Origin of the sequence: Campylobacter lari (genome assembly GCF_004357905.1) — a bacterium.
GTDB classification, from domain to species: domain Bacteria; phylum Campylobacterota; class Campylobacteria; order Campylobacterales; family Campylobacteraceae; genus Campylobacter_D; species Campylobacter_D lari_D.
This window is the reverse complement of sequence record NZ_SMTT01000003.1, coordinates 122,820-147,300: the sequence shown is the minus strand read 5'-3', so window position 1 is coordinate 147,300 and position 24,481 is coordinate 122,820. Positions and strand designations below refer to the sequence as shown.

The following is a 24,481-nucleotide window of genomic DNA, read 5'->3' as shown; positions in this document are numbered from 1 at the left end:
AAACTCCTTTTATTAGTGTAAAAAGTGTCTTATGCCGCTAAAGTATAATGCGATACCATACTCATTAGCAGCTTGGATGATATCCTCATCTCTTATGCTTCCACCCGGTTCAATGATGGCTTTTACTCCTATTTTGCTAGCCTCATCTATACTATCTCTAAATGGAAAGAAAGCTTCGCTTGCTAAAACACAACCATTTAGATCAAGCCCCATTTCCTTGGCTTTATTAATAGCTGCTTTAGCTGCATCGATACGACTTGTCATACCCATACCAATGGCTACCATAGCTCCATTTTTTACATAAACTACATTGTTTGATTTAGTAAATGCAGCAATTTTCATAGCTATTTCAAGATCTTTTAATTCTTGTTCATTAGCTTTTCTTTCGCTTTTTAAAATCGCATTTTTTAATTCATCTTCTTTAACTTCATCACTATCTTGATATACAAAACCACCATCTATGTGCTTAAAATCATATTTATCATAAGCTCTAGTTAAAAATGGCGCTTTTTGTGTAAAGATTTTAATACGCTTTTTATCTTTAAAAACTTCCAAAGCATCATCGTCTACATTTGCTGCAATAATAACTTCTATATAAATTTCATTGATTTTTTGCGCTAATTCTTTATCTAAAGTTCCATTGATAGCAACAACCCCACCATAAGCACTTAAGGTATCGCATTTAAGAGCATGGATATAGCTTTGGAGTAAGTTTTCTTTTATGGCAAATCCGCAAGCATTTGCATGTTTTACAATGGCTACTGCCGGAGCTTTATCAAAAGCACTTGCTAAATTTAAAGCCGCGTTAATATCGGTTAGATTGTTAAAACTTGCTTCACCTTTTAAGGTTGTAAAATTGTGTGTGAAAAAGTCATCAAATTCATATAAAGCACCTTTTTGATGAGGGTTTTCTCCATATCTTGTGTCAAACACTTTTTGACCTACGATAAATTTACTTGCACCAAAGCCACCATTAAAACGCTCATTCATATAATTTGCTATGTAAGCATCATAATTTGCTGTATGCTCATAAGCTTTGATCATCAATGCTCTTCTAAAATCAAGATCTAAGGTATTATCTTTTAAAGCTTGTATGATTTTATCATAGTCTAAAATATCACAAACGACAATGACATTTTTAAAGTTTTTTGCACCACTGCGTATCATAGCAGGACCACCAATGTCGATATTTTCTACAATCTCATCAAAATCTTGGGTTAAAATTGTAGTTTTTTTGAAAGGATATAAATTCACACAAAGCAAGTCTATACTTTCGATGTTGTAATCTTTGGCTTGTTTTTGATGATCTTCATTTTCTCTTTTGTATAAAATTCCACCATGAATTTTTGGGTGCAATGTTTTAACACGCCCTTCAAACATTTCAGGGCTTTGAGTAAATTCACTAACTTCTTGTACTTGTAAATTATTTTCTTTTAAAAGCTTATAAGTACCTCCGGTGGATAAAAGCTCATAACCTAATTTAGTAAGTTCGCTAGCAAATTCTACAACACCTTCTTTATCACTCACACTAATTAGTGCTTTCATTAATTTTTCCTTTCTATATATTGTTTTAAAAATTCATATGATTCATTAATTTCTTGAAATTTTTTAACACCTTCTTTGATTTTTTCTTCATCACTATTGTTTGCGTTTAAAATATCAGGGTGGTATTTTTTGGCAAGTTCTCTATAGCGTTTTTTAAGCTCTTGTAAGTTTGCATTTTCATTTAAGCCTAAAATTTCACAAGCCTTTTGTAAATTCATACCTGTATTTTGTGTTTGCATAGAGTTTAAAAGTTTTTCAAGTATATTTACATCAAGTTCAAAAGCTCTAATGATAGCTCTTAAGACATCTTTTTTGGTATTGTTAAGTTCTCCATCAATCAAAGCCATTGCTACTAAGACATTTAAAATATTAATTCTTTCTTGTTGTGGTAAAGGCACTTCTTTGATAAACTCTTTGGCTATATCAAAAGTATCATTTAAAGTGTTTTTATGTTCATTAAAACATTGTTTTAAAAAATCTCTTTCTTTTTTATCTTTAGCATTATAATCAAGAATTTGTGAGATCATGTTTGCTTCATTCTCGCTAACTCTACCATCACTTTTTGCTATTTTTGCTAAAAGCGCTATAACATAATAGTTTAATCTCCTTTTAAAGCCATCAATCCTTTCTTCATGATAGCCTTGTTTAAAGCCTTGAGAGAAGCTTTTAGCTCCTTTTTTGAAAGAGCCTAAAAGATCATCTTTACCCCAAGTTTTATAATACCAATAAAATGCAAGAATTGCTAATACTAATAAAACAAAAAGCATTTCTATCCTAAATATTCTTTAAATTTATCAAAATAAATTTTTTGTAGTTTTACTAAAGATATCTTAATATCATCTAAAACGAAATCTTTTTCATTTAAAATTCCAAGTTTTGCAAAATTAATTTTCATTTTGTTTGCAAATTCAATAAAATTTTCTTCATTTTTAACACCAATTACAACTCTAGTTGGACTTTCTTCAAAAATAAAACTTCTGTTTTCAAAATTTGTTTTTACATTTACACCTAAATTCGCCTTTGCGCTCATTTTGGCTAAAGTCATAGCAAGACCACCTATGCCTATGCTATTAGCACAATCAAGTAACTTTGCTTCGTTTGCTTTTAGTAAGAAATCCCATAGTTTTAATTCTGCTTTAAAATCTATATCTTCAAGCTCTCCTGCGACTTTTTGATCTAGTACTTTAGCAATCAAAGATCCACCAAAACTACCTTTACTTTCTCCTATTAAATAAATAGCTTGCGTTTCTTTACTAAAGTATGATTTTAAAACATTTTCTGCTTTTTCGTGAATACCAACGCAAGCTATGGTTGGACTTGGAAAAATACTTACTCCATCGGTTTCATTATATAAAGAAACATTTCCGCTTACCACAGGGGTATTGAGTTCTTTACAAGCTAGTTTAATACCTTCACAGCCTTGGGCAAATTGCCACATTACTTCAGGGTTTTGTGGGTTGCCATAGTTTAAACAATCACTAATTGCCAAAGGTCTAGCTCCCGAGCATGCTATTTTTCTTCCTGCGCTTGCAACGGCTGCTGCTGCACCGATTTTTGGATTTACATAGTTTAATCTTGAGTTGCACTCAATGGCCATAGAAAGCAAGCAATTATTTTCTTTAATTCTAATACTATTTGCTCCTAAAGCCCCATCGCTTTTTAAGGTGTTAGTTTGTACGCTTGAGTCAAACTGCTCATAAATATAAGCTTTATTGCTGATATTTTCATTTGCAAGAAGTTTTTCAAAGGCTTCTTGAGTGGGAATGCTAAGTTTAAATTGATAGTTTTTTATTTCATCTAAGTATTTTGGCTTAGCCACAGGTCTATCAAGTATAGGTGCTTTTTCGCTTAGTGGTTCAATAGGGATTAGACCAACTAATTCATCATGCCAAAATAATTCCATTTTGCCAGTATCTGTAACTTCGCCTATAATGGCTGCATCAAGCCCCCACTTATTAAAAATCTCAATAACTTTTTCTTCATAGCCTTTTTTAGCACAAATTAGCATTCTTTCTTGAGATTCACTTAGCATTAACTCATAAGGAGTCATACCTTCTTCTCTCATAGGAGTTTTATCAAGGTAAAGTTTCATCCCGCTACCACTGCGTCCTGCCATTTCAAAAGAGCTTGAAGTAAGTCCTGCTGCACCCATATCTTGAATTCCAACTATATAATCAGTTTTGAAAAGTTCCAAACAAGCTTCCATTAATAATTTTTCAGCAAATGGATCACCAATTTGAACAGTTGGTCTTAAGCTTTTGCTAGATTCATTAAAACTATCGCTTGCCATTACAGCTCCACCAAGTCCATCACGACCGGTTTTTGAGCCTACATAAATTACAGGATTTCCTATACCTTCAGCCTTTGCATAAAAAATATCTTCGATTTTGCAAGTTCCAAGTGCAAAAGCATTAACTAAGATATTTCCATTAAAGCACTCATCAAAAGCACATTCTCCACCTATAGTAGGAACACCCATACAATTACCATAGTGTGAAATTCCACTTACTACACCCTTAACTAAATATTTTTGATGTTTGCCTATTTTTTCATCATGGATATTACCAAATTTTAAAGAATTCATACCTGCAACAACTCTAGCGCCCATGGTAAAAACATCGCGTAAAATTCCACCCACACCAGTAGCTGCACCTGCAAATGGCTCTATAAAACTTGGGTGATTATGACTTTCTACTTTAAATACAGCAGCCATTCCTTTGCCTATATCTATTACTCCAGCGTTTTCACCAGGACCTTGGATTACCCAAGGAGCTTTAGTTGGAAAGCCATTAAGGTATTTTTTACTTGATTTATATGAGCAATGTTCACTCCACATTGCAGAAATCACTCCAAGTTCTAATAAATTAGGTTCTCTACCTAGTATATTTAAAATTTCTTGATATTCCTTATCGCTAATTTTGTGTTGTTTTATAACATCTTTATCCATAATTATCTCCTTTTTATTTTCCTAAACAAAAATTACTAAACATTGCATCTAAAATTTCATCTCTTTCAAAATTTTTGGTAAATTGAGCTATTTCTCCTATGGCTAAATTTAATTCAAAAGCAAAAAGTTCTAAAGAACTTTCCTTTAATAAATCTCTTGCACGCAAAATAGCTTCACTAGCATTTTTACAAGCATTGAGTATTAAAGTATTGCTAATTAGCATTCCATCGCCATCTAAAGTATTTAAGTATTCATTTAAACTTTCCTTAATGGCTTGAGTGTTTTTTTGGGCGCAAATGCGTATACAAGAAGTGCTAATTTCATGTTTAAATTTGGTAGCCAAATCGCTTTTATTTAAAACATAAATGATTTTTTTATCACAATCTTTTAAAGCTTGTAAAATACGTTCATCTTCTTCTTCAAATTCTTTAGATCCGTCAAAAACAGCTATAATGATATCTGCTTCTTTAATGCTTTCATAACTTAAGTTAACTCCGATTTTTTCTATCTCATCATCTGCGTTTCTTATACCTGCTGTATCGATGATTTTAATTAAATGTGAGCCTATTTTTAAACTTTCCTCGATACGATCTCTTGTGGTGCCTGCAATATCAGAAACAATGGCTCTATTAAATGCTAAAAGCGAATTTAACAATGAGCTTTTTCCGGCATTTGGCTTACCTATAATAGTAACTTTAAAGCCATCTATAAGACCTTTTTTACTTAAGGAAATATCTACTATATCGCTTAAAAGTTTTGAATTTTTTTCACACATAGCAATGATTTGATCAAGTAAATCTTGCGGTAAATCATCATCTGCATAGTCAATGCTAGTTTCTACAAAAGCAAGAGTTTGAACAAGGTCTATTCGAATGGCGTTTAAAAATTTACTTAAATCACCTTTAATATTTTTTGCTATGATATTTGCAGCACTTGTTGATTTTGACATGATAGCATCTTGTATGCTTAAAGCTTTTAAAAGATCCATTTTGCCATTTAAGCAAGCTCTTTTGCTAAATTCTCCAGGATTAGCAAGGCGCGCGCCTGCTAAAACAAGCTCATCGAGTAAAATTTCACTCAAAGAAAAACCGCCATGAAGTTGAAATTCTACAATATCTTCTCCTGTAAAAGAGTAGGGTGCTTTAAAATAAATTACTAAAGCCTCGTCTAAAAAGTCATTATTGTTTTTATAAAGTTTGCATAAGTGCGCATAGCGTGGTGTGAGTTCTTTTTTGTGGGTAATTTTTAATGCAAGTTCTAAAGCTTTTTTTCCACTTACTCTAATGATGCTTATAGAGCCCACTCCGTGAGCTGTAGCAATAGCAGCTATCGTGTCATTCATTCATTTTTCTTCAAAAAATCATTCACAACGATATATCTTTGATCGTCATTTTGTTTGATAGCTACATACTTATCAGGAAAGCGTTCTCTTAATTTTTCTAAAGCAAGTTTTAGCCAAATTCCATCTAGTGGTTTTGTTTGAACTCTTCCAGTGTTCTCTACTTTTTCTATGAGAATTTTTAAATAACTATCAATAGCTTGGGTTTGGTTTTCCAAAAATTGCGCTATTTCTAGTCTTGGTTGAATTTTATATTTAGCGTTAAGCCAATTATAAAGTAAATATGAAAAAGCTTTATATCTGTGAGCTTCTTTGCCTATAAGTAAGGCTGCATCTTCTCCATCAAGTTTAATTAAAACACAGGTTTCATCCCAAACACTAACTTGCACAACTTTAATATCAAAATCAAAAGTTGCTAGTAAATTTTCTAGTGAAATTTTTATCTCATCTATATAAGAAACAATGTTTTTTTCTTCTGAAGACTCCTTATGGAAAGAATCAAAAATAGCATCATTTTTTACTTTATAATGTTCTTTAGGTTGAGCAATATTTTCAATTGGTTTTTGAAAATTTTCTTTATATTCTTTTTTATATTCATTTTTTTCAAAATTTTTTTGAGAATATTTGTTAAATTTTTCATTTTGATTTTTTTTAGGTTTTTCATTATGGACTTTTTGAGTTTTTTTATGTCCTTTAATACAGATTATCGCATTTTTTTTAAAAAGGCCAAAAAATCCTGCTTTAGCATGTTGAATAACTTCATATTCTAAGTCAATCACAGAGCACTCAAGTTGTTTTGAGGCTTCTATGAGTGCAGTTTGTAAGTCTTTAGCTTCTATGTTCATGTTTAGCTATTTCCTCTTTTTTGTGGTTTTTGAAAAGCTTATTAACAATTACTTGTTGAATAAGTGAGCATATATTATTTACACACCAATACAAAGTTAAACCTGCTGGGAATGTTAAGAAAAAGAAAGTAAAAATTAATGGTAAGAATTTCATAATCTTTTCTTGCATAGGATCTTGTATAGCCATTGGTGTAATAAGTTGCTGGATAAACATAGTTAGACCCATAAATATAGGTAAAATAAACCATGGATCCATCACAGATAAATCTGTAATCCAAAAAGCCCAAGGTGCAGCTTTAAGTTCTATGGCATTTAGTAAAACTCTATAAATTGCAAAGAAAATTGGAATTTGAATGAGTATAGGTAAACATCCGCTCATTGGGTTTGCACCATGTTTTTTATAAAGTTCCATCATATGTAAATTCATTTTTTGTGGATCACCTTTGTAGCGTTCTCTAATTTCTTTCATTTTTGGTGCTAAATCTTTGAGTTTATTCATAGAAATCATTGATTTGTAAGTAAGTGGGAAAAGAATAATACGCACAATTAAAGTCATCACTACGATAGCCCAACCCCAATTACCCAAATAACCATGTAAGAAATTTAAAAATTCAAACATAGGTTTAGCTATAAAAGTAAACCAACCATATTCTACCACATCATCTAAATCTGCATGAATGCTTCTTAAAATTTCATGCTCTTTTGAACCTATATATCCGGTTGCTTTAAAATTGTTAGTTGCACTTGCAAAAACGATAGAATTTTCGTGATTATCTTTAGTAACTACTGCATTTAAAGGTTTTTCGAAATTATAAAAGAAAGCACTATAATAGCGATCTGAAGCTGCCATAAGGGTTATATTAGAAAAACTTTCATCATTTTCTACATCACCATCTTCTAACATTGTTATTTTATCATCTTTATCTAAGATTAAAACTCCATGTACTGTATAACTATCAACTGCTATATTTGGACGATAACCTGGAGTGATAAAATAAGCTGTATCTTTGCTTAGATTTACTTCTAAATCATAATTTCCATATTTGTGAAAAGTGATTTTTTTAGTTATTATTAGATCATTTAAATTTTGAGTAAGAATTAATGTTGTATTTTCATCATTTACATTGATAGTTTTTTGACTAGCTGTATATACTGTATTGAATGCCTCTTGATTTATCTTTGCATCACTAAATCTTATTTCTAGTGGCAAAGGTGATAAAGAAGTATCTACTAGATTAATGCTTTTACCATTTTCATCTTTATATTTTTCATCGCTTAGATAAAATTTAGCTATTCTACCTAAAGAGTCAATATGTGCTTCAAAATGCTCACTTTTAACAACTGCTATTTCTTCTTTTTGATTAACACTAAGTTCTGTCTTTGGAGCTTGTGTATTTGTATTTGCGGTTGTAGTTTGTGGAGCTGAATTGTTTTGTTCTATATGAGTGATATTTTGCTCATTTTGTGGTGCTTTTGGGATAAAAAAATAATCATAAACTACAAAAAATAAAAATGATAATACAACGGCAATTAATATGCGTTTTTGCTGGGATAAATTTTCTGACACGGATTGTCCTTTGGAAATATAATCTTAATTAAAAAAAATTGATTATCATTGCAAGGGATATAAAAATAATTGAGTTGTTTTAAAGCATTAAAACTAGGTTTAAAACATACACCTGAGTTTAGAGTATTCTTGCGTATTTTAGGATAATCAATACCACCTTTAAAAAACGGATTGCATTTTAAAATTCTTAAAAAAACTGCACCAAATGCTTTAAAAATATTATTTTTTTTAAATTGCCATAAGGCATATTCAGAACAACTTGGATAATACCTGCAGCATTGTGGCTTAAAAGGGCTGATAAAGAGCTGGTAAAATCTAATAAGTTTTAAACAAGCTATTTTATACATCCTATTTTTTTCAAACCCCATTTCAAGTTTTTTTCTAATTTTAAAAAAGGAATTTTAGTAATACTTGTCTTAGCTACAAGTATGTATTTCCCGTTTTCGACTTGATTTTTAACCTGAAAAAAAGCTGATCTTAAGAGCCTTTTGGCTCTATTTCTAACGACAGCTTTTCCAACTTTTTTACTAGCAACAACAGCAAATTTTTTTTCTTTACTTAAAGTATAAAAGATGATTACACCTTCACAGTGCCACTTTTTACCTTCTTTATAAATTGTTGCAAACTCTCCTAAGTCGTTAATACTTAGAAAATCTTTTATACCGCTAATCTTTTTCTACCTTTAGCGCGTCTAGCATTGATCACCTTACGACCATTTTTGCTTTTCATACGCACGCGGAAGCCATGAGTTCTTTTTTTAGGAGTTTTGTGTGGTTGATATGTTCTTTTCATATTCTTTCCTTAACTTAAAATAAAAAACAAAATAATAAGCGTGTATTTTATCAAAATCTTACTTAAATCTGCTTTTAATTAAGAGTTATTTTAAAAGTTTTTGCTAAATTTTTGTTTTATTTTTATGTATTTTAAGGAAAAATCATGAGTTTTGAAATTTGTGAGAGTAAAAAAGAAGATTTAGAAAAAATTTTAGAATTAATTAAAGAGCTTGCTATCCATGAAAATATGCTTGAAGATGTAAAATGCACAACTAAAGAACTTGAAGAATCTTTTTTTGAAAATAAATATGCTAAGGCTTTAAGTTTAAAAGTTGATGGTAAAATCATAGGTTATGCAATGTATTATTTTACTTTTTCGTCTTTTTGGGGTTTAGGTGGGTTATATCTAGAAGATATTTATATTCAAGCAAAATATAGAAAAAAAGGCTATGCAAAAGCTGTTTTTAAATATTTAGCACAAATTTGTAAAGAAAAAAATCTTAAAAGATTAGAATGGGTATGTTTGAACGATAATGATTTAGGGATTGAGTTTTATACTAAATTAAATGCAAAGCATATGAATGAGTGGAGAACTTATCGTTTAGAGGGTGAAAATTTAGAAGTATTGATGTAATGAATAAGCGTAATTTGTATTATTTAAAAGCTTTTGGTTATGAATATTTTAACGAGCAAAAACAAATTAGGCATTTTAATTTAAGTTTTAAAGAATTAAACGAAAGGGTAAAAACTTGCAATCTTTGTCATTTTTCTAGACTAAGAAAGCATAGTTTAATGGAAAAAGAAGCCAAAAATGCTAAAATTTTGATTTATCAGGCCTTTATTGACAAGGAAGAGAATGAAAGTGGAAAGTTTTTTGCTTCTAAAAATAAACAAGAACTTTTGAAATTATGCAAGGAGCTTTTAAATTTAAAAGATGATGAGATATATTTTTCTTATATGTTTAAATGTTTTAGTAATTTTAAAATAGACGATCAAGCATTAAAATTATGCTTGCCGTATTTTTATAATGAGCTTGATTTTATAAAAGCAAAGATTATTTTATGTCTTGGTCAAGAAGCTTTTGCAAGTTTGGGTTTTGAGAATTTTCAAAAATATAAAGGACAATGTATGTATTATAATAATGCCTTACTTTTGCCAAGTTATGATTTGAATTTTTTGAGTAAAAATCCTAGCTTTTATGCTGAATTTATAGAAGATATTAAAAAAATAAAAGGTTATTTATGAGAAAAAGTTTAGTTTGTTTGATGATGAGTTTTGTTTTAACTTTAAATGTCTTTGCGAAAGAGCAAAAACCATCACCTATAGAACCTAGTGAGTCTTTTTATCCTAATTTAGAATTTCAAAATTGTGATAATGATTGTTTATTTACTTTGTTAGAAACAGGACTTTATTTTAATTTTTTATCAAGATTTAATAATGATAATGCAAATGAGCTTTTAGTCAATATCTATACCAAACTTTTAAATTCTATTATAGATTTTGAAAAAAGAATTCAAAAAAATGCTAGCATAAAACTAGCTATTATTATACCTGAGCAAACGATTAAAAGTTATTCTAATACTATTATAAATTCAAGCATAGCGTATTTATTAAGACAAAGAGCGCAAATAAAAGTAAAGGTGTTTTTAATAGGTACAGAAGATGAGAGCAAGATAACTAAAGCTTTTAAACAAGCTCAAGATGAGAAATTTAATTATATTATCGCAGGTTTTACAGATAAAGGTGTGAAAAATTTATTAAAAGAAAGCCTTGATTCTAATGTAAAAGTTTTTATTCCTACTGCACACAAAAGAAATTTTGATACGCAAAATGAAAATGTGTATTTTGGAAGTATAGATTATCAAAAACAAATCCAAAAACTTTTGGAATACTCCAATGGTAAAAATATTATTTTTTCAGATGGAACACCTTTGGCAAATCGCTTAGATGAGAATGTTTTAAACGCAGGTAATGGTAGTGAGAAAATTTATACTATTAATAGTTCTAAATTTGATTTTAGAAGTATTTTAAATCAAAATAGAAGTTTTCAAGATTCTAGTATTATTTTAAATACTTCTTTGATTAAAACAGCACTCATAAGCTCACAAATAAGAACTTATGATATAGAGCCTTTTGTATTATTATCAACCCAGATTAATTATAATCCTATTTTGCTAAGTTTAACGCAAATTAATGATAGAAAAAAACTTTTGCTAGCAAATTCCATTTCTAATGAGGATCAAACTCTAAGCTATCTTAATGAGCTTTTTTCGCAAAATATTAATTACAACTGGATAGCTTATGCAACTAGCGTGGGCCTTGATTATTTTTATACGCAGTTTTTAGATAAAGATTCTCAAAGAATTTTTGATGAGGGTTTAAATGATAATCAATTTGACTATAAGGTTAAAATCATTCGCTCGCAAGGCTTAGGTTTTACTCCTTTGCAAGATCAGTAAAAACCTTAGTTATAGTCTCATCTATAGGGGCTACTTTTTCATTTTTTAAAAAAGCTAGGGTAAATTCAGCTTCAAAAAGCTTGGTATTTTCTTTATAAATCTCTTGTTTTATACAAACTGAGGCTTTTTTAAGCTTTGTGATAAATGTTTTTACTTCTATAAGATCTCCAAGTTTAGCGGGTTTTAAAAAGTTACAATTTGCTTTTGTAAGTAGAAAATGTCCTGTATTTTTATCAAAAATTTTTGCATTTTTTTGAAAAAATATCTCACTTCTTGCTCTTTCGCAAAATTTTAAGTAGTTGCTATGGTATACCACTCCACCTGCATCGGTATCTTCATAATAAATTCGTATTTGCATTTTAGACCTTTTATTTTATTATATATTGATCGGAAAATATCGCTTACAATCAACTTTTTTTATTGATAAATTTGTTGAAATTCTACTTAAAATGTCATAAGAAAAGCATAAAATATTCTTGATTTTATATCTTATGTTAAAATTGTATTTTATATCATTGAAAAAAGGAAAATCATGCAAGTTTTGCAAAAAATGTTTAAATTGCTAGCTATTATGGCTTTTGTTTTTAGTGTGAGTGCAAATGCACTTAGTGAGGGTAAAGAGTATATTACTTTAAAAACACCTATTCCAAATGCACAAAATTCTCTAATAGAGGTATTTTCTTATCGTTGTATTCATTGCTATAATCATCATCAATTTCACACTCTAGCAAAAGTTAAACAAGCTTTACCAAATTTAAAATATGATCTTTTCTCGGTAAGTTCTATGCTCGAGTACGGTGGTGCTTTAAATGAGATGTTTGCTTTAGCTTCTTTTAAAGAAAAAGCTTTAGGTTTAGATGTTACTAGTGAAAAAAGTCTTACTTATAAGCTTGCTGATGTGTATTTTGTAAGTCATTTTGAAAAAAAATTAAATTTAAATAATCTTGATTTGTTTTATAAAATAGGTTTAAATGCCATTGGTGCTAGTAAAGAAGAATTGCAAAAATTTTTACAAACTAAAGAAGCCAAAGAGCTTTTAGTTGCTTATGATGTAGCTAATGAAATTTCAAGAAATTATGGCACGCCTGCTTTTGTAGTAAATGGCAAATATCAAATCAATCCTGAGTATATCACTTCTTTAGAAGAACTAATCCGTATAGTTAAAGAACTTTCTACCAAGTAATGCTTTTTTAAGCATTACTTTTTGTAATTTTTGTGATAAAGTATTATTATTTTTTATTTTTTTAATAATTATATTTTCATTTTGAAATTTTTTCTTATTGTTTAATTAATATTTAAGTTATATTAATATAACTTAAGCATGTTTATAATAAATTGCAAATATTTATTATATATAAAATACAAATAGGAGAAATAAAATGAAATTCAACTTAAATAATTTGTCAAAAGCAATGGCGGCAGTTGCTTTTGTTCTTGGTGTGAGTGCAAATGCACTTAGTGAGGGTAAAGAGTATGTGGTTTTAAAAACACCTATCCCAAATGCTCAAAATTCTTTAATAGAAGTATTTTCTTATCGTTGCACACATTGTTATGATCATCATAAGTTTAATACCATGTCAAAAGTCAAAGAAAAATTACCACAATTAACTTATAAATTTTATCCTGTTAGCTCTATGGGTGATTATGGTAAGCAAGCTAATGAAATTTTTGCTTTTGCTGCTTTTAAAGATGAGCAAAATAAAGTAAGTCAAAGCGATAAAAATAGTTTAACTCATAAAGCTTCTGAAGCATATTTTAATGCTTATTTTAAGAAAAAACAAAGATGGGGAAATGGAGCCAATCCTGAAGCGTTTTATGAAGTAGGATTAAAAGCAATTTCAGCAAGCAAAGAAGATTTAGATAACTTTTTAAAAACTCCTGAGGCTAGTGAAATTTTAAAATCTTATGAAAATGCTAATGATATCTCTAAAAACTATGGTACACCTGCATTTGTGGTAAATGGTAAATACCAAATCATACCACAAGCTATCACATCTCCACAAGCTTTAATAGAAATAACAGAAGAATTAAGCAAGATGTGATTTGAGGTATTTTATGAGTTCTTGTCCTATTAGTAAAATCACCACTTGGCAAAATACAAGAGTTCCTTGGTTGATAATGGTTATAGCTATGGTAGGCTTAACTTTTATAGCACACTTTTTGTTTCAAGAATACCTTTATATGGAGCCTTGTGAGCAGTGTGTTTATATAAGATTTGCTATGTTAACTATGGCTTTTGGTGGTATTTTAGCCTTGATAGATCCTAAAAATGATTATCTAAAAATTTTTGCTTATACTTTTGTATTTTGGGGTATATGGCTTGGTATAGAGTATTGTATTACTCTTAATCATATCCATGAGGTAGTACATTCAGAAAATCCTTTTGCTGGTGTTGATGGGTGTAGAGAAATTCCTATATATCCTTTTAATTTACCATTGCATGAATGGGCACTAGGATGGTTTTTACCAACAGGTGAGTGTGGTATGGATACACCTATAGTGCCTGAAGATGTTTATGGTAGTTTAAATGCTTTTCAGAAATTTTTTGTTGGAAATCCTCCAAATTTTGAAGATGGTTTGTATAGTAATGGTTGGTATTTGATTCCTAGTATGGAATTTATGAATATGGCGATTTGTTGTTTGTTGGCTTTTGTTGTTTGTTTGGTGATTTTAGGAAGCATGTTTGTTTCTTATACATTTTCACATTCTAAGGCTAAATTTTATGCTTTGATTGTTTTAATATTAGTAGTTTTGCTAAAAATTTTAGGTGAGCCAAGTGTGCAAATAGCTTAATAATATAAAAAAGGAGAAAAAATGAAGATTAGTAAAATTGTAAGTAGTATTTTGCTTGCTGGTAGTGTTGTTATGGTAGTGCCTAGTGTTTCTTTGGCTATGGGTGGACCTAGTGGTGCTAAAATTGATTGGGAAATTCAAGGCAAAATTGGCGCAGTAAAGATGAATCCTTATGGTCTATCTCCGCTTAGTGCTGTAATTATGGATGGTGGATATAAACTAAGTGATGTAAGCGTAACTATAATTCCAAAACCAAATGGGCAAACTATATCTTATAAGGTTAGCCCTAGTAAAATTAAAACTTATGGGGGAATTCCTGTTTTTGGACTTTATCCATCATATTTTAATACAGTAAAAGTAAGTTATACCAAAACTGCTTTTGGAAAGAGTGAAAAAGTAGTAGATGAGGTATATAAAATAGCAACTGGTGGAGTTAATATAGAGCCAAGTGGAAGTATTATGCAAAGAGGTGTGCCTTTTGAAAAAGTAGAAGTGATTAAAGTAGATAAAGGTTTTGAAGATAGGTTGTATTTGGTTAATAATGCTCCAGGGAAACAAAGTGGAAAAGGCTCTCAATCTGTTTGGAATAACCCAACAGGTGGTGCAATGGAATGGGATGAGAATTCAAATGCATTTATCATTGATACAAAAGGTGAAATTCGTTGGTATTTTGACAATGATAAATTAATGGATTGGAATAATATTTACAACCGTGGTATTATGATGGGATTTAGGCAAAATACTGATGGGGCTTTAACTTGGGGTTTTGGACAAAGATATGTTAAATATGATTTAATGGGTAGAGAAATTTTCAATCGTCTTTTACCTTCTTCTTATATAGATTTTTCTCATTCTATGGATAATATGCAAAATGGAAATTATCTTTTAAGGGTGGCTTCTGCCAATGTTAAGCGTCCTGATGGTAAAAATGTGCGTTCAGTGCGCGATGTGATAGTAGAAGTTGATAAAAATGGTAATGTAGTAGATGAGTGGAGATTGTTTGAAATTTTAGATCCATATAGAGCAAATGTAATCAAAGCATTAGATCAAGGTGCTGTTTGTTTAAATATTGATGCGAGTAAAGCAGGGGTTACTTTAAGTGATGAGGATTTAGCTAAAATGGATGCAAGTGATTCTTTTGGTGATATAGCAGGTACTGGAGTAGGGCGTAACTGGGCTCATGTAAATAGCGTAGATTATGATCCAAGTGATGATAGTATTATTATTTCAAGTCGTCATCAAAGTGCTATTATAAAAATAGGACGCGATAAAAAAGTAAAATGGATACTAGGAGCACACAAAGGCTGGGGAGAAAAATACAAAAAAACACTTTTACAACCTGTTGATAAAAATGGCAAAAAGATAGTTTGTGAAGATGAGTATAGTAAATGTCCAGGATATGAAAACGAAGAAGGTGGTTTTGATTTTACATGGACACAGCATACTGCTTTTAGAATAGATGAAAAATCTGACAAAAGATATATTTATATCACAGCTTTTGATAATGGCGATGCAAGAGGTATAGAGCAACCTGCTTTTGCTTCAATGAAATACTCAAGAGCAGTTGTGTATAAAATAGATCAAAAAAATAAAACCGTAGAACAAATTTGGGAGTATGGAAAGCAAAGAGGCAATGAATGGTTTTCACCTGTCACTTCTTTAGCAGAATACCATAAAGATAAAAATTCCATCATGGTTTATAGTGCTACTGCTAGAATGTCATTTGACTTAAGCAAGGGTGCTGCTGTAGGTGAGCCAAAACCTGAAATAGATGAATTTAAATGGGGAGCTAAAGAACCTTCAGTACAAATTCGCTTTAGCGGAGCAAGTACTGGTTATCAAGCTATGCCTATTGATTTAGAAAAAGCATTTAAATAAGAAAAAAAGGGCTTTTTTAAAGCCCTTTTAATTTTTTTATAAATATCCTGCTCCTAAAGCTAAAAAATAACCTACTATACAAGAAACAATCACACCAATTAATCCTGGTAAGATAAAGCTATGATTGATAACAAATTTACCTATTTTTGTAGTACCTGATCTATCAAATTGTATAGTTGCAAGATCGCTTGGATAAGTTGGTAAAATGTAGTATCCATAGCAAGCTGCTGCAAAAGCAATGATAATACCTGGTTCAACACCAATTCCTAGTGCAAGTGGCACAAAAGCTGCAATTGCTGCTGCTTGAGAATTAACAAATTTAGAAATAAGTAAAAGCATAATAGCATAAGTCCAAGGATGTTCTATAACGATATTACCTAAAGATTCTTTCATCATAGGAGTATGCACTGCAAACATTGTATCTGCCATCCAAGAAATTCCAAAAACAGCTACTAAGGCTATCATACCGGATTTAAAAATTTCATTTTTTGCAATTTTGCTTGCATCAAGTTTGGTAAAAATGATTAGCGCTGCACCTGCTAAAAGCATAAACATTTGAATAGTTGCTACCATATTCATAGGCTTGGTAACGCCTTTTGAGGTAAATTGCGGTCTAAGCTCTGGAAAAGCTCCAAGTATAGCTACTATAGCAATAGCACCTAGGAAAATCCACATAGCTACCCATTGGATAGTTGGAAGTTTTTGTCCAAGAAGAGTTTTACTATCGCCATAGATATATTCTCTTTGTTCTGGATTTTTAATCTTAGCTTGAAAATCCTCATCTTTATCAAGATCTTTTCCCCTAAACCAAGAAAAAATTCCTATAGCCAAAACACCTACTAAGGTAGAAGGTATAGTAATAGCAAGTAAATCTACATAGCCATCAAATCCTGCTAAAGGATGTTTATTAATTTCTGGATTTAAAAGTAGGGCTGTTAAGCTTACAACTGCAACTGAAACAGGACTTGCGATAATACCAAGTTGTGAAGAAATACTAGAAGCAGCCATTGGTCTTTCTGGGCGAATACCATTTTTAATAGCAATGTCATAAATAATAGGCATCATAGTATAGACAACATGCCCAGTTCCACAAAGCATGGTAAGAATGCAAGTTACAAATGGTGCCAAAATAGTTAAGAATTTAGGATTTTTTCTTAGAACTTTTTCTGCAATTTGCAACATTACATCCAAACCACCACTAGCTTGTAAAGTTGCACTAGCAACAACAACAGCTAAAATGGTAAGCATAACATCAATAGAAGGTTTTCCAGGTGCTACAGCAAAACCAAAACTTAAAACTAATAAACCTATACCGCCTAATAAGCCTAGAGCGATACCGCCTTTTTTTGCCCCATAAAAAAGACAAATAAGAACAACAATTAGTTGAATACTAAATTGAACACCTTCGCTAAGGCTAGTTAGTATTTCCATACTCTCTCCTTATTTTTTGAAATATGTGAGAGTATAATCCAAGTTTTATTAATAGTAAATAAAATTTTTTATTATTTAAATAAATATTTACCAATATTTTGAATTTATTTATCAAAATATTAGTTATTTTATATTTATTGATAATATTTTAAGATTACATAAAGAATTTTACTGATTTTTTCAATAGAAGCTATTTCACATTTTTCATCTGTTGAGTGAGGGCTATGGATATTTGGTCCTATTGAGCAACATTCTAAAGGTTGTTTTTCACTTATAATACCACATTCTAAACCAGCATGTATAGTGTAAAGCTTGGCGTTTGGGTTTTCTTTTTTAAAATAACTTAGAATTTCTTCTCCAAATTTAGTATCTTTATTAGCCCACGGTGGATAAAAATTTGCACTTGAAACTTCGCAGTTTTGCATCTTAAAATAAGTTAAGGTTTCAAATTCTATGTTTTTAAGTTCTTGTAAATCATTAGATCTTGCAAAAAGCTCAAAATGAAATTTGCTATCTTTTTCATAAGCTAATGAAAGATTGATACTTGTTTGAACTAAATTTAATTGATGATTAAAAGTTCTAACTCCTTGTGCAAAAGCATTAATGAGATTTAAAATAACTTGAGAATTTTTATAATATGTTCTTTTGATTTTACCTATATAATTTACTTTAAAATGATCATTTTCTTTTGGAGGATTTTTAAAAAATGCTATAACTTTAGCATGTTTTGGTATAGAATTTATTCTTTCACCTGCTTTAAATTCGCAAAGTTCCCCTTGATTTTGAGTGATAAAATAGCTCACTTCTTTAATAGAAGATTTAATGTTTTTAACAATATCAATTCCCGAGTGCCCACCTTTAAAATCAATTGCTTCTATCTCATAACAATCTTCTTCTTTTTCATCTATTTCTAAGTTTAAACTAGCAAAAATATCTACCCCACCAGCACAACCTATAACAACTTCATCATCGCTTTCGTGGTCTAAATTTAAAAGCTTGCTTGAGATCAAAGTATGGGTGAGATTGTTTGCTCCACAAAGTCCAACTTCTTCATCATTAGTAAAAAGACATTCTATATTTTCAAAATCTTTTAAAGCTTGCATCATTAGTGATACTCCTATGCCATTATCTGCACCTAAGCTTGAATTTTTAGCCTTTAAATATCCGTTTTCTTCATATATTTGTATATTTGGAGCTTCTCCCATGCAAACCATATCATAATGACTTTGTAAACAAATTTTAGGATTTCCTTTGTGTGCGTGGATATTACCTGCTTCATCAACGCTTACTTGGCAATTTTGACTTTTAGCAAAATCAATGAGAAAATTTTTCAATTCTTCGGTTTTGAAACTACAATGAGGTATTTGAGCAATTTGTTTAAAATTTTGTATAATTTCTTGCATAAATTCTCCTTTTTATTGTAATTATGGCATATTTTTATATAGATGAGGTTTAAATGAAATTTTCTAGGAAACAAATTAAATTATTTATAAACTTATTAAAAGATCCGAAGAAATTTTTAATCGCACTTTTTTTAGTTGCTTTTGCTTATGTTTTAAACTATGATAGTGGTTCATATATCAATGCTAAAGTAAGTCGTGTAGTAGATGGAGATACTATTGAGGCTAAATTCGAAAATGAAAAGCTTAAAATCAGACTTTTTGGTATAGATGCGCCTGAGAGTGATCAAGCTTATGGAAAGATGGCTACGCAATTTCTAAAAGCTATTGTATTAAATAAAGAAGTAGTTTTAAATGTAAAAGATGAGGATAAATATGGTAGAATTTTAGCCATTGTATATTTAAATGATAAAGATATTAATCAAGTTATGGTTAAAAATGGTTTTGCTTGGGCGTATGAGCATTATAGTGATTTATATATAAATGAGCAAAATTATGCCAAGATAAATAAAAAAGGATTATGGGAAAGTGAAAATCCTATAGAGCCTTATAAATGGCGTAAACAAATAAGATTAAAATAGGATATAAGATGTTTAAAAAAATATTATTGTTTGGATTTTTAGTATTATTTTTTAGTGGTTGTTTTGTCAATGAAAGAGGGATCTCAAATCGATTTTACGATGATTGTAAGGAATATTATGATGCAAGTGGGACTTATCATAAAGAATGTCCAAAGAATTGGGTGGATTTACCTTTAACCCCCGATTCCTTTTAAGACTGCATTAAGTTCTTCTTGCATTGATTCTTGTTTAGTTGTTTCTTGCTGATTTTGATTATTATTTGTAGCGGCTTGATTTTGTTTAAGTTTAAATATATGATCATCTGTAGTAATAACTTGAAAGGATGCGTCAAAAATTTTAATCTCATTTACAAAACCAGCTACTTTAACCTCTCTCTTTCTTGAGTCATCGCTAAATAAAGCACTTGCTTCAAGATTTAAAATATCTCCCACTTTTAAAGGAGCATAGAAAAAGCTTCTTGAGCCTATTAAGACGCTAAATTCTTTATTAATTGCAGCTTGTGCTATGTAATTTGCTGCATTAAATACAAAGCCACTATGCACTAATCCTAGTTCATCTACTGCCATATCATGGGTTGTGATTAAAATACCTTTGGCGAAATTTTTTTCTATATGAGAAATACTTCCTGCTAAAGTATTGTTTATCCCTGGACAAGTGATAAGTTCTGATTTGATACGATTTAACTCTTCTGGATCTATTAATTCTTCTATGGTAACAGCACTTACTGTTCTTGCCATTTTTACACCTTTAATTTAACATAAACTCTTTTTGGTGCTTCATAGCCTTCGCAAGTTAAATTTGAATCATTTTTATCTAAAAATTGATCTAAAGAATAAGAATCAATCCATTGTGTTTTTCTTTGTTCTAAAAGATCGGTTTGTTTAGTTGTTATAACTTCAAATTCACTAAATCCAGCTCTATAACACCAATTTCTTAAACCTAATATCGACGGAATGAAAAAAATATTTGGTATTTTTGAGTAAGTTTTTTGAGGAATAAGTGCTATTTCTCTTTCATCTTCTATATACATAGTGTCTAAAAAGACTATGCCGTCTTTATTTAAAGATTGTTTGAGTTGTTTTAGCATGGCTATGGGATCACTACGATGATAAATCACTCCAAGACAAAAAATCACATCAAATTTTATGCCATAATTTGGTACATCAGCTACGCCTAAAAGCTCATATTGTATAGGAGTTTTTGCAATGGAGTTTAAAAGTAAAAATTGCAAATAATACTTAATAGAAGGATCAAAACCTATGAGCTTTGAAGGATTAAATTCAAGCATTTTAAACATATAATAACCATTATTGCAGCCAATATCTGCTACTATTTTGCCATTTATTTCTTGCATATAAGGCTTTAAAATATTAAATTTGATAAAACTTTGCCATTCTGTATCTATAAATAAATCATTAATTTTAAAAGGTCCTTTACGCCAAGGTTTTAATTCTAAAGTGATATTCTTGATCTCATCATCTAAACTTTTATCACAAAAAATATCAAAACTTTCATTTATAAGGTAATTTGAATTTTGAATTTTTTTACTAAGTTTTTGGATTTTTTCATATAAAGGATGTTTTAAAACTTGCTTAAATAAAGCATTATTTTGCATATTTTTCCTTGAAAAACTCCCTTATTTGGGAGTTTTTATTATTGAAGTAGGCTTGCTAGTTTAGTTTGTAACATTACATTTGAATGAGCATTTGCAAATAAAAATGCATTTTCTTTTAGGTAATTTGCATTAAAATCATTGATATTTTGAGCTAAGTCATTATTTTGTAATTTGCTTTCAGCTTCTTTAGTGTTAATACTAGTTTGCAAAGATGAGTTGATATTAGAATGGATAGCGTTAATTCCAGCACCAATATCTGCGCGTAAAGAACCTACTTGATCTTGAAAATCACGAATTCCGTCTTGATTTTCAAGGCTTAAATTTGCTGTGCTTGGTTGATTTAAATTAATACTTTCAACCCCAGTACCAACAACAAAATCCATACTCTGAAATACATTTTTTCCATTAAAAGTCGCATTAGAAAAAGCATCATTGATTGAAGTTACAAGTTTGTTTGCTTCAGAATTTAGCATACTTTTTTGTCTGTCATTTAAAGCAGCATTGTTTGAGCGCACTGAAAGTTCATTAAGTTTATCTGCGGTAGCTGAAATGTTATTTAAAGTTGAATCAGCAATTTGTAAAACTCCTATGGAATCATAGGCATTTAAAATACCTTGATCTATAGTGCTATATTGACTTCTTAAAGAATCAGCTATGGCTAAATTTGCTCCATCGCTCCCATCTATAGCACGGATTGCAGCTATGTTTTCTAAAGCTTTTTCTTGGCTTTTTTGAGCTTGATTTAAGTAGTGATTTTGTTGAGTTGTTCCTATATCGCCTATTTTCATCTTTGACTCCTTTTAAAGACTTATTTTATTATATCATTTTTTTGTTTTAAAATTTAAGAAAAACAAAATTACTTGTGATAACATGATAATTTTCATCACAACTTCACTTGCACCATGAATTTTTATAAATTCTTGAGTTTTAGTTGCTTCTTCTCCTAAACTTTGTGCTTCTAAAACATAAGCAGTGAAGTAAAATACAAAAAGCAAACTTAGTGCCAAAATGATCAAAGAAAGCATAAATTTTGAAAAATTTATTTTAAAAGTTAAATTTTTGTCTTTAAATGAAAAAATTTCTATTAAAATAGACAAAACACTCACACCTAACAAAACATAGCCAAATTGTACAAAAATGTGTGTCATTAAAAGCCCACTTTGAAAATGAGTTAAAACCCCTTCACCTATGAATTTAGCAGGATAAAATATAGTCGGAGCTAAAAATACACCTATGCTAATTTCAATCCCAATTAAGCTTGCTAGTAAAAATAAATATATTGATTTCATATTTTCTCCTATAATAAAGATAATTATAGTCTAATTTTTTAAATTCCATGCAACAAAGGCTCTATCAAATCCATTATAATCTTGATAAAAAGTAGCTTTAAAATCATTTTCTTTTAAAATTTTATTTAAAATTGTTTTTTGATCATAGCCAAACTCACATGCTAAGACTTTTGTGTTGTGATTTTTGGCAAAAAGAATAATTTCATGTAAAATTTCCCAACCTTTATCTCCACCAAACAAAGCATTGTGTGGTTCGTTTTGAACCCATTTATCTAAAGGATAGTCATTTTTTATGTAAGGAGGATTAGAAAAAATAAAGTCAAAATTTCCTTGTATATTTTTAAAATCACAAAGTTGAAAATTGATTAAATTTGAAACATTATGAAAATCTGCATTTTTTTTAGCAAGCTCTAATGCTTTTGGATTAATATCGCAAGCTTGTATAAAAATTTGTTTTAACTTTGCTAAGCAAATACTTAAAATTCCACTTCCAAAGCCAATTTCAAGTATATTTTTAAAAGAGTTATGATCTAAAATTTCTAAACATCTTTCAAGTAATATTTCACTATCAAAACGCGGTATCAAAACCCCTTTTTTAGTAAAAAAATCAAAACCATAAAATTGTGTTTTTTGAAATAAATACTCAAAAGGCTCACCATTTAAAAATCTATCTATATATTCTAAAAAAACTTTCTCATTGATTTGAAATTCAGGATTTAAAAAAATCCAAGCTTTATCTTTTTGCAAAAGCTCACAAAGAATAAAAAGTATATATTCTTTGTGAGTAGGATCTTTTGCGTAAGCTTGCTTTAAAGCTTGTTTGATTGAAATCATTGCAAAGCTTTGATTCTATCATAAATACAAGGATGACTTAGATGAAAGAAAGTATAAATTTTACTTGTTTTAATAAAGGCTTTGTTTTCTTTTGCTAAAGCTATGAGAGCATTTTTCATATCTTCTTTAGAGCTTAGTTTTGCTCCGTGTAAGTCAGCATTAAATTCATTTTTTTGACTCATTTTATTAAGCAGTGGAGAAATAATAAAAGTAAAAATATTTCCAAAAATCAATAAAAGTGCAAAAACTCCAGCATTCACTCCATCTAAATGACTTTCAATATAAAAAAAGCTTGGTAAATGTGCAAAGATGAAAAATAAAGCAAAAAGCATCAAAGCACTAGCAAATAACATTTTTAGCAAATCTTTATGCACAAAATGTCCTAGCTCATGACCCAAAACAGCAATGAGTTCTTTTTCTTTTAAAGCATTTAAAAGTGTATCAAAAAGTACTACTCTTTTGCTTTTAAATAAGCCACCAAAATAAGCATTTAATCTTTTATCTCTTTTGCTTGCATCGATAACATAAACACCATTTGCACTAAAGCCACATTTTTGCATTAAATTAGTGATTTTTTCTAATAAATTTTCATCTTCAAGTTTTTTCATTTTGTTAAACATAGGTGCAATAAGTGTAGGGTAGATGAGATTTATAATAAGTATAATTATAAAGCTTAGAGCAAAAGCCACTACCCACCAGTATGTGTTAAAAAATTCAAAGCAAAATACTAAGGCATAGATGATTAAAAAGCCAAAAACAAGCATTAGAGCTAAAGATTTAATGCTGTCTTTAACAAAAAGTGCTAAAGTCATATTTGAAAAGCCGTGTTTTTTATCTTTTACAAAGCTTTCATAATAACTAAGTGGTAAATTTAAAATACTAATAATCAATAAAAATGCAAGCAAAAATAAAGTATTTTCTAAGGTAGAATTTTCTTTTATAAAAATTTCTTTTAAATACAAAAAGCCAAAGCTAATCCAAGAAATGTTAATCATCAGATTATAAAGATTAGAAAAGATTTTGTATTTTTCATTTTCTATGGCGATATTTGCAGCATTTTTATAATCTTGTTCATTTAAAATAATTGCTTGTTTTTCTCTTTCTTTTTTTAAAAAAGAAATTTGCACATAAGATATAAAAACCAAAAAAGCTGTATAAATACATAAAATAGTTATCAAAGTCATA

General features: G+C 29.6%; 27 protein-coding genes. 9 read left to right on the top strand and 18 right to left on the bottom strand.

Features of this window, described 5'->3' with window-relative positions:
- Positions 1-12 precede the first annotated feature (12 nt).
- Genes purH through rpmH form a run of 9 tightly spaced genes read right to left on the bottom strand, consistent with a single transcriptional unit; the run spans position 13 to position 9,035 of the window.
- Complete coding sequence (gene purH, locus E2O22_RS03935; RefSeq protein WP_133319318.1) at positions 13-1,545, bottom strand: bifunctional phosphoribosylaminoimidazolecarboxamide formyltransferase/IMP cyclohydrolase; 1,533 nt, start codon at positions 1,543-1,545, stop codon at positions 13-15.
- Positions 1,545-2,312, bottom strand: a complete 768-nt coding sequence (locus E2O22_RS03930; RefSeq protein WP_133319317.1) for a DnaJ domain-containing protein — start codon at positions 2,310-2,312, stop codon at positions 1,545-1,547. Before E2O22_RS03930 ends, purH begins: the two co-directional genes overlap by 1 nt.
- 2 nt (positions 2,313-2,314) lie before the next feature.
- Entirely contained in the window at positions 2,315-4,492 is a 2,178-nt protein-coding gene (purL, locus tag E2O22_RS03925; protein ID WP_133319316.1) for a phosphoribosylformylglycinamidine synthase subunit PurL, read from the bottom strand.
- Between the two features lie 13 nt (positions 4,493-4,505).
- Positions 4,506-5,834: a tRNA uridine-5-carboxymethylaminomethyl(34) synthesis GTPase MnmE gene (gene mnmE / locus E2O22_RS03920; protein ID WP_133319315.1), complete on the bottom strand. Its 1,329-nt coding sequence runs from the start codon at positions 5,832-5,834 to the stop codon at positions 4,506-4,508.
- On the bottom strand, positions 5,831-6,676 hold the full coding sequence (locus E2O22_RS03915; RefSeq protein ID WP_133319314.1) for a Jag N-terminal domain-containing protein: 846 nt from the start codon (positions 6,674-6,676) through the stop codon (positions 5,831-5,833). Before E2O22_RS03915 ends, mnmE begins: the two co-directional genes overlap by 4 nt.
- Positions 6,660-8,243 (bottom strand): membrane protein insertase YidC, encoded by a 1,584-nt coding sequence (gene yidC / locus E2O22_RS03910; RefSeq protein WP_133319313.1) that lies wholly within the window; start codon positions 8,241-8,243, stop codon positions 6,660-6,662. The genes E2O22_RS03915 and yidC overlap by 17 nt, the downstream gene beginning before the upstream one ends.
- Positions 8,207-8,590 (bottom strand): membrane protein insertion efficiency factor YidD, encoded by a 384-nt coding sequence (gene yidD, locus E2O22_RS03905; RefSeq protein ID WP_039664776.1) that lies wholly within the window; start codon positions 8,588-8,590, stop codon positions 8,207-8,209. Before yidD ends, yidC begins: the two co-directional genes overlap by 37 nt.
- Positions 8,578-8,904, bottom strand: a complete 327-nt coding sequence (rnpA, locus tag E2O22_RS03900; RefSeq protein ID WP_207921000.1) for a ribonuclease P protein component — start codon at positions 8,902-8,904, stop codon at positions 8,578-8,580. The genes yidD and rnpA overlap by 13 nt, the downstream gene beginning before the upstream one ends.
- Complete coding sequence (rpmH, locus tag E2O22_RS03895; protein WP_012661270.1) at positions 8,901-9,035, bottom strand: 50S ribosomal protein L34; 135 nt, start codon at positions 9,033-9,035, stop codon at positions 8,901-8,903. The genes rnpA and rpmH overlap by 4 nt, the downstream gene beginning before the upstream one ends.
- Positions 9,036-9,176: 141 nt before the next feature.
- Between rpmH and E2O22_RS03890 the strand changes: the two genes are divergently transcribed.
- From E2O22_RS03890 to E2O22_RS03880, 3 genes are read left to right on the top strand one after another with little or no spacing between them, the layout of a single operon-like run.
- Positions 9,177-9,650 (top strand): GNAT family N-acetyltransferase, encoded by a 474-nt coding sequence (locus E2O22_RS03890; protein WP_243705642.1) that lies wholly within the window; start codon positions 9,177-9,179, stop codon positions 9,648-9,650.
- Positions 9,650-10,261: a uracil-DNA glycosylase family protein gene (locus E2O22_RS07975; RefSeq protein WP_133319311.1), complete on the top strand. Its 612-nt coding sequence runs from the start codon at positions 9,650-9,652 to the stop codon at positions 10,259-10,261. The genes E2O22_RS03890 and E2O22_RS07975 overlap by 1 nt, the downstream gene beginning before the upstream one ends.
- A complete protein-coding gene (locus tag E2O22_RS03880; protein WP_133319310.1) occupies positions 10,258-11,475 on the top strand; it encodes a hypothetical protein in 1,218 nt (405 codons plus the stop codon). Before E2O22_RS07975 ends, E2O22_RS03880 begins: the two co-directional genes overlap by 4 nt.
- On the opposite strand, the gene E2O22_RS03875 is transcribed toward E2O22_RS03880, so the two are convergent.
- Positions 11,453-11,833 (bottom strand): YbgC/FadM family acyl-CoA thioesterase, encoded by a 381-nt coding sequence (locus tag E2O22_RS03875; RefSeq protein WP_087699453.1) that lies wholly within the window; start codon positions 11,831-11,833, stop codon positions 11,453-11,455. The genes E2O22_RS03880 and E2O22_RS03875 overlap by 23 nt on opposite strands.
- A 174-nt stretch (positions 11,834-12,007) precedes the next feature.
- On the opposite strand from E2O22_RS03875, the gene E2O22_RS03870 reads away from it, so the two are divergent.
- The 4 genes from E2O22_RS03870 (at position 12,008) to E2O22_RS03855 (ending at position 16,146) form a co-directional block, all read left to right on the top strand.
- Positions 12,008-12,658, top strand: coding sequence for a thiol:disulfide interchange protein DsbA/DsbL (locus tag E2O22_RS03870; RefSeq protein WP_133319309.1), 651 nt, complete (start codon positions 12,008-12,010; stop codon positions 12,656-12,658).
- A gap of 196 nt (positions 12,659-12,854) precedes the next feature.
- Entirely contained in the window at positions 12,855-13,517 is a 663-nt protein-coding gene (locus tag E2O22_RS03865) for a thiol:disulfide interchange protein DsbA/DsbL (protein WP_133319308.1), read from the top strand.
- A gap of 13 nt (positions 13,518-13,530) precedes the next feature.
- On the top strand, positions 13,531-14,268 hold the full coding sequence (gene dsbI, locus E2O22_RS03860) for a protein-disulfide oxidoreductase DsbI (protein ID WP_133319307.1): 738 nt from the start codon (positions 13,531-13,533) through the stop codon (positions 14,266-14,268).
- 21 nt (positions 14,269-14,289) lie between these two features.
- On the top strand, positions 14,290-16,146 hold the full coding sequence (locus tag E2O22_RS03855; RefSeq protein ID WP_207920998.1) for an aryl-sulfate sulfotransferase: 1,857 nt from the start codon (positions 14,290-14,292) through the stop codon (positions 16,144-16,146).
- A 36-nt stretch (positions 16,147-16,182) separates the two neighbouring features.
- Here the strand turns inward: E2O22_RS03855 and E2O22_RS03850 are convergent, their stop codons facing one another.
- Positions 16,183-17,577, bottom strand: coding sequence for an anaerobic C4-dicarboxylate transporter (locus tag E2O22_RS03850; protein ID WP_133319306.1), 1,395 nt, complete (start codon positions 17,575-17,577; stop codon positions 16,183-16,185).
- Between the two features lie 134 nt (positions 17,578-17,711).
- Positions 17,712-18,980, bottom strand: a complete 1,269-nt coding sequence (locus E2O22_RS03845) for a M20/M25/M40 family metallo-hydrolase (protein ID WP_133319305.1) — start codon at positions 18,978-18,980, stop codon at positions 17,712-17,714.
- A 53-nt stretch (positions 18,981-19,033) separates the two neighbouring features.
- Here E2O22_RS03845 and E2O22_RS03840 point away from each other — a divergent pair, with 53 nt between their 5' ends.
- Together E2O22_RS03840 and E2O22_RS03835 are read left to right on the top strand one after the other, a co-directional pair.
- A complete protein-coding gene (locus E2O22_RS03840; protein WP_133319304.1) occupies positions 19,034-19,558 on the top strand; it encodes a thermonuclease family protein in 525 nt (174 codons plus the stop codon).
- An 8-nt stretch (positions 19,559-19,566) separates the two neighbouring features.
- On the top strand, positions 19,567-19,752 hold the full coding sequence (locus tag E2O22_RS03835; protein WP_133319303.1) for a hypothetical protein: 186 nt from the start codon (positions 19,567-19,569) through the stop codon (positions 19,750-19,752).
- Here E2O22_RS03835 and E2O22_RS03830 read toward each other — a convergent pair.
- Genes E2O22_RS03830 through E2O22_RS03805 form a run of 6 tightly spaced genes read right to left on the bottom strand, consistent with a single transcriptional unit; the run spans position 19,732 to position 24,480 of the window.
- Positions 19,732-20,295: a hypothetical protein gene (locus E2O22_RS03830; RefSeq protein WP_133319302.1), complete on the bottom strand. Its 564-nt coding sequence runs from the start codon at positions 20,293-20,295 to the stop codon at positions 19,732-19,734. The genes E2O22_RS03835 and E2O22_RS03830 overlap by 21 nt on opposite strands.
- A 2-nt stretch (positions 20,296-20,297) precedes the next feature.
- Positions 20,298-21,173: a tRNA 5-methoxyuridine(34)/uridine 5-oxyacetic acid(34) synthase CmoB gene (gene cmoB, locus E2O22_RS03825; protein ID WP_133319301.1), complete on the bottom strand. Its 876-nt coding sequence runs from the start codon at positions 21,171-21,173 to the stop codon at positions 20,298-20,300.
- A 38-nt stretch (positions 21,174-21,211) separates the two neighbouring features.
- Positions 21,212-21,961, bottom strand: a complete 750-nt coding sequence (locus E2O22_RS03820; protein WP_133319300.1) for a flagellin — start codon at positions 21,959-21,961, stop codon at positions 21,212-21,214.
- A gap of 33 nt (positions 21,962-21,994) precedes the next feature.
- Entirely contained in the window at positions 21,995-22,462 is a 468-nt protein-coding gene (locus tag E2O22_RS03815; RefSeq protein ID WP_133319299.1) for a DUF4149 domain-containing protein, read from the bottom strand.
- 30 nt (positions 22,463-22,492) lie between these two features.
- Entirely contained in the window at positions 22,493-23,293 is an 801-nt protein-coding gene (locus E2O22_RS03810; protein WP_165955269.1) for a HemK/PrmC family methyltransferase, read from the bottom strand.
- Positions 23,293-24,480: a M48 family metallopeptidase gene (locus tag E2O22_RS03805; protein ID WP_133319297.1), complete on the bottom strand. Its 1,188-nt coding sequence runs from the start codon at positions 24,478-24,480 to the stop codon at positions 23,293-23,295. Before E2O22_RS03805 ends, E2O22_RS03810 begins: the two co-directional genes overlap by 1 nt.
- Between the last annotated feature and the right edge of the window lies 1 nt (position 24,481).

Bases quoted from the DNA above. Each gene is read 5' to 3' on its own strand.
- purH (WP_133319318.1), bottom strand. From the start codon at position 1,545: ATGAAAGCACTAATTAGTGTGAGTGATAAAGAAGGTGTTGTAGAATTT.
- E2O22_RS03930 (WP_133319317.1), bottom strand. From the start codon at position 2,312: ATGCTTTTTGTTTTATTAGTATTAGCAATTCTTGCATTTTATTGGTAT.
- purL (WP_133319316.1), bottom strand. From the start codon at position 4,492: ATGGATAAAGATGTTATAAAACAACACAAAATTAGCGATAAGGAATAT.
- mnmE (WP_133319315.1), bottom strand. From the start codon at position 5,834: ATGAATGACACGATAGCTGCTATTGCTACAGCTCACGGAGTGGGCTCT.
- E2O22_RS03915 (WP_133319314.1), bottom strand. From the start codon at position 6,676: ATGAACATAGAAGCTAAAGACTTACAAACTGCACTCATAGAAGCCTCA.
- yidD (WP_039664776.1), bottom strand. From the start codon at position 8,590: ATGTATAAAATAGCTTGTTTAAAACTTATTAGATTTTACCAGCTCTTT.
- rpmH (WP_012661270.1), bottom strand. From the start codon at position 9,035: ATGAAAAGAACATATCAACCACACAAAACTCCTAAAAAAAGAACTCAT.
- E2O22_RS07975 (WP_133319311.1), top strand. From the start codon at position 9,650: ATGAATAAGCGTAATTTGTATTATTTAAAAGCTTTTGGTTATGAATAT.
- E2O22_RS03880 (WP_133319310.1), top strand. From the start codon at position 10,258: ATGAGAAAAAGTTTAGTTTGTTTGATGATGAGTTTTGTTTTAACTTTA.
- E2O22_RS03875 (WP_087699453.1), bottom strand. From the start codon at position 11,833: ATGCAAATACGAATTTATTATGAAGATACCGATGCAGGTGGAGTGGTA.
- E2O22_RS03870 (WP_133319309.1), top strand. From the start codon at position 12,008: ATGCAAGTTTTGCAAAAAATGTTTAAATTGCTAGCTATTATGGCTTTT.
- E2O22_RS03865 (WP_133319308.1), top strand. From the start codon at position 12,855: ATGAAATTCAACTTAAATAATTTGTCAAAAGCAATGGCGGCAGTTGCT.
- dsbI (WP_133319307.1), top strand. From the start codon at position 13,531: ATGAGTTCTTGTCCTATTAGTAAAATCACCACTTGGCAAAATACAAGA.
- E2O22_RS03855 (WP_207920998.1), top strand. From the start codon at position 14,290: ATGAAGATTAGTAAAATTGTAAGTAGTATTTTGCTTGCTGGTAGTGTT.
- E2O22_RS03850 (WP_133319306.1), bottom strand. From the start codon at position 17,577: ATGGAAATACTAACTAGCCTTAGCGAAGGTGTTCAATTTAGTATTCAA.
- E2O22_RS03845 (WP_133319305.1), bottom strand. From the start codon at position 18,980: ATGCAAGAAATTATACAAAATTTTAAACAAATTGCTCAAATACCTCAT.
- E2O22_RS03840 (WP_133319304.1), top strand. From the start codon at position 19,034: ATGAAATTTTCTAGGAAACAAATTAAATTATTTATAAACTTATTAAAA.
- E2O22_RS03835 (WP_133319303.1), top strand. From the start codon at position 19,567: ATGTTTAAAAAAATATTATTGTTTGGATTTTTAGTATTATTTTTTAGT.
- E2O22_RS03830 (WP_133319302.1), bottom strand. From the start codon at position 20,295: ATGGCAAGAACAGTAAGTGCTGTTACCATAGAAGAATTAATAGATCCA.
- cmoB (WP_133319301.1), bottom strand. From the start codon at position 21,173: ATGCAAAATAATGCTTTATTTAAGCAAGTTTTAAAACATCCTTTATAT.
- E2O22_RS03820 (WP_133319300.1), bottom strand. From the start codon at position 21,961: ATGAAAATAGGCGATATAGGAACAACTCAACAAAATCACTACTTAAAT.
- E2O22_RS03815 (WP_133319299.1), bottom strand. From the start codon at position 22,462: ATGAAATCAATATATTTATTTTTACTAGCAAGCTTAATTGGGATTGAA.
- E2O22_RS03805 (WP_133319297.1), bottom strand. From the start codon at position 24,480: ATGACTTTGATAACTATTTTATGTATTTATACAGCTTTTTTGGTTTTT.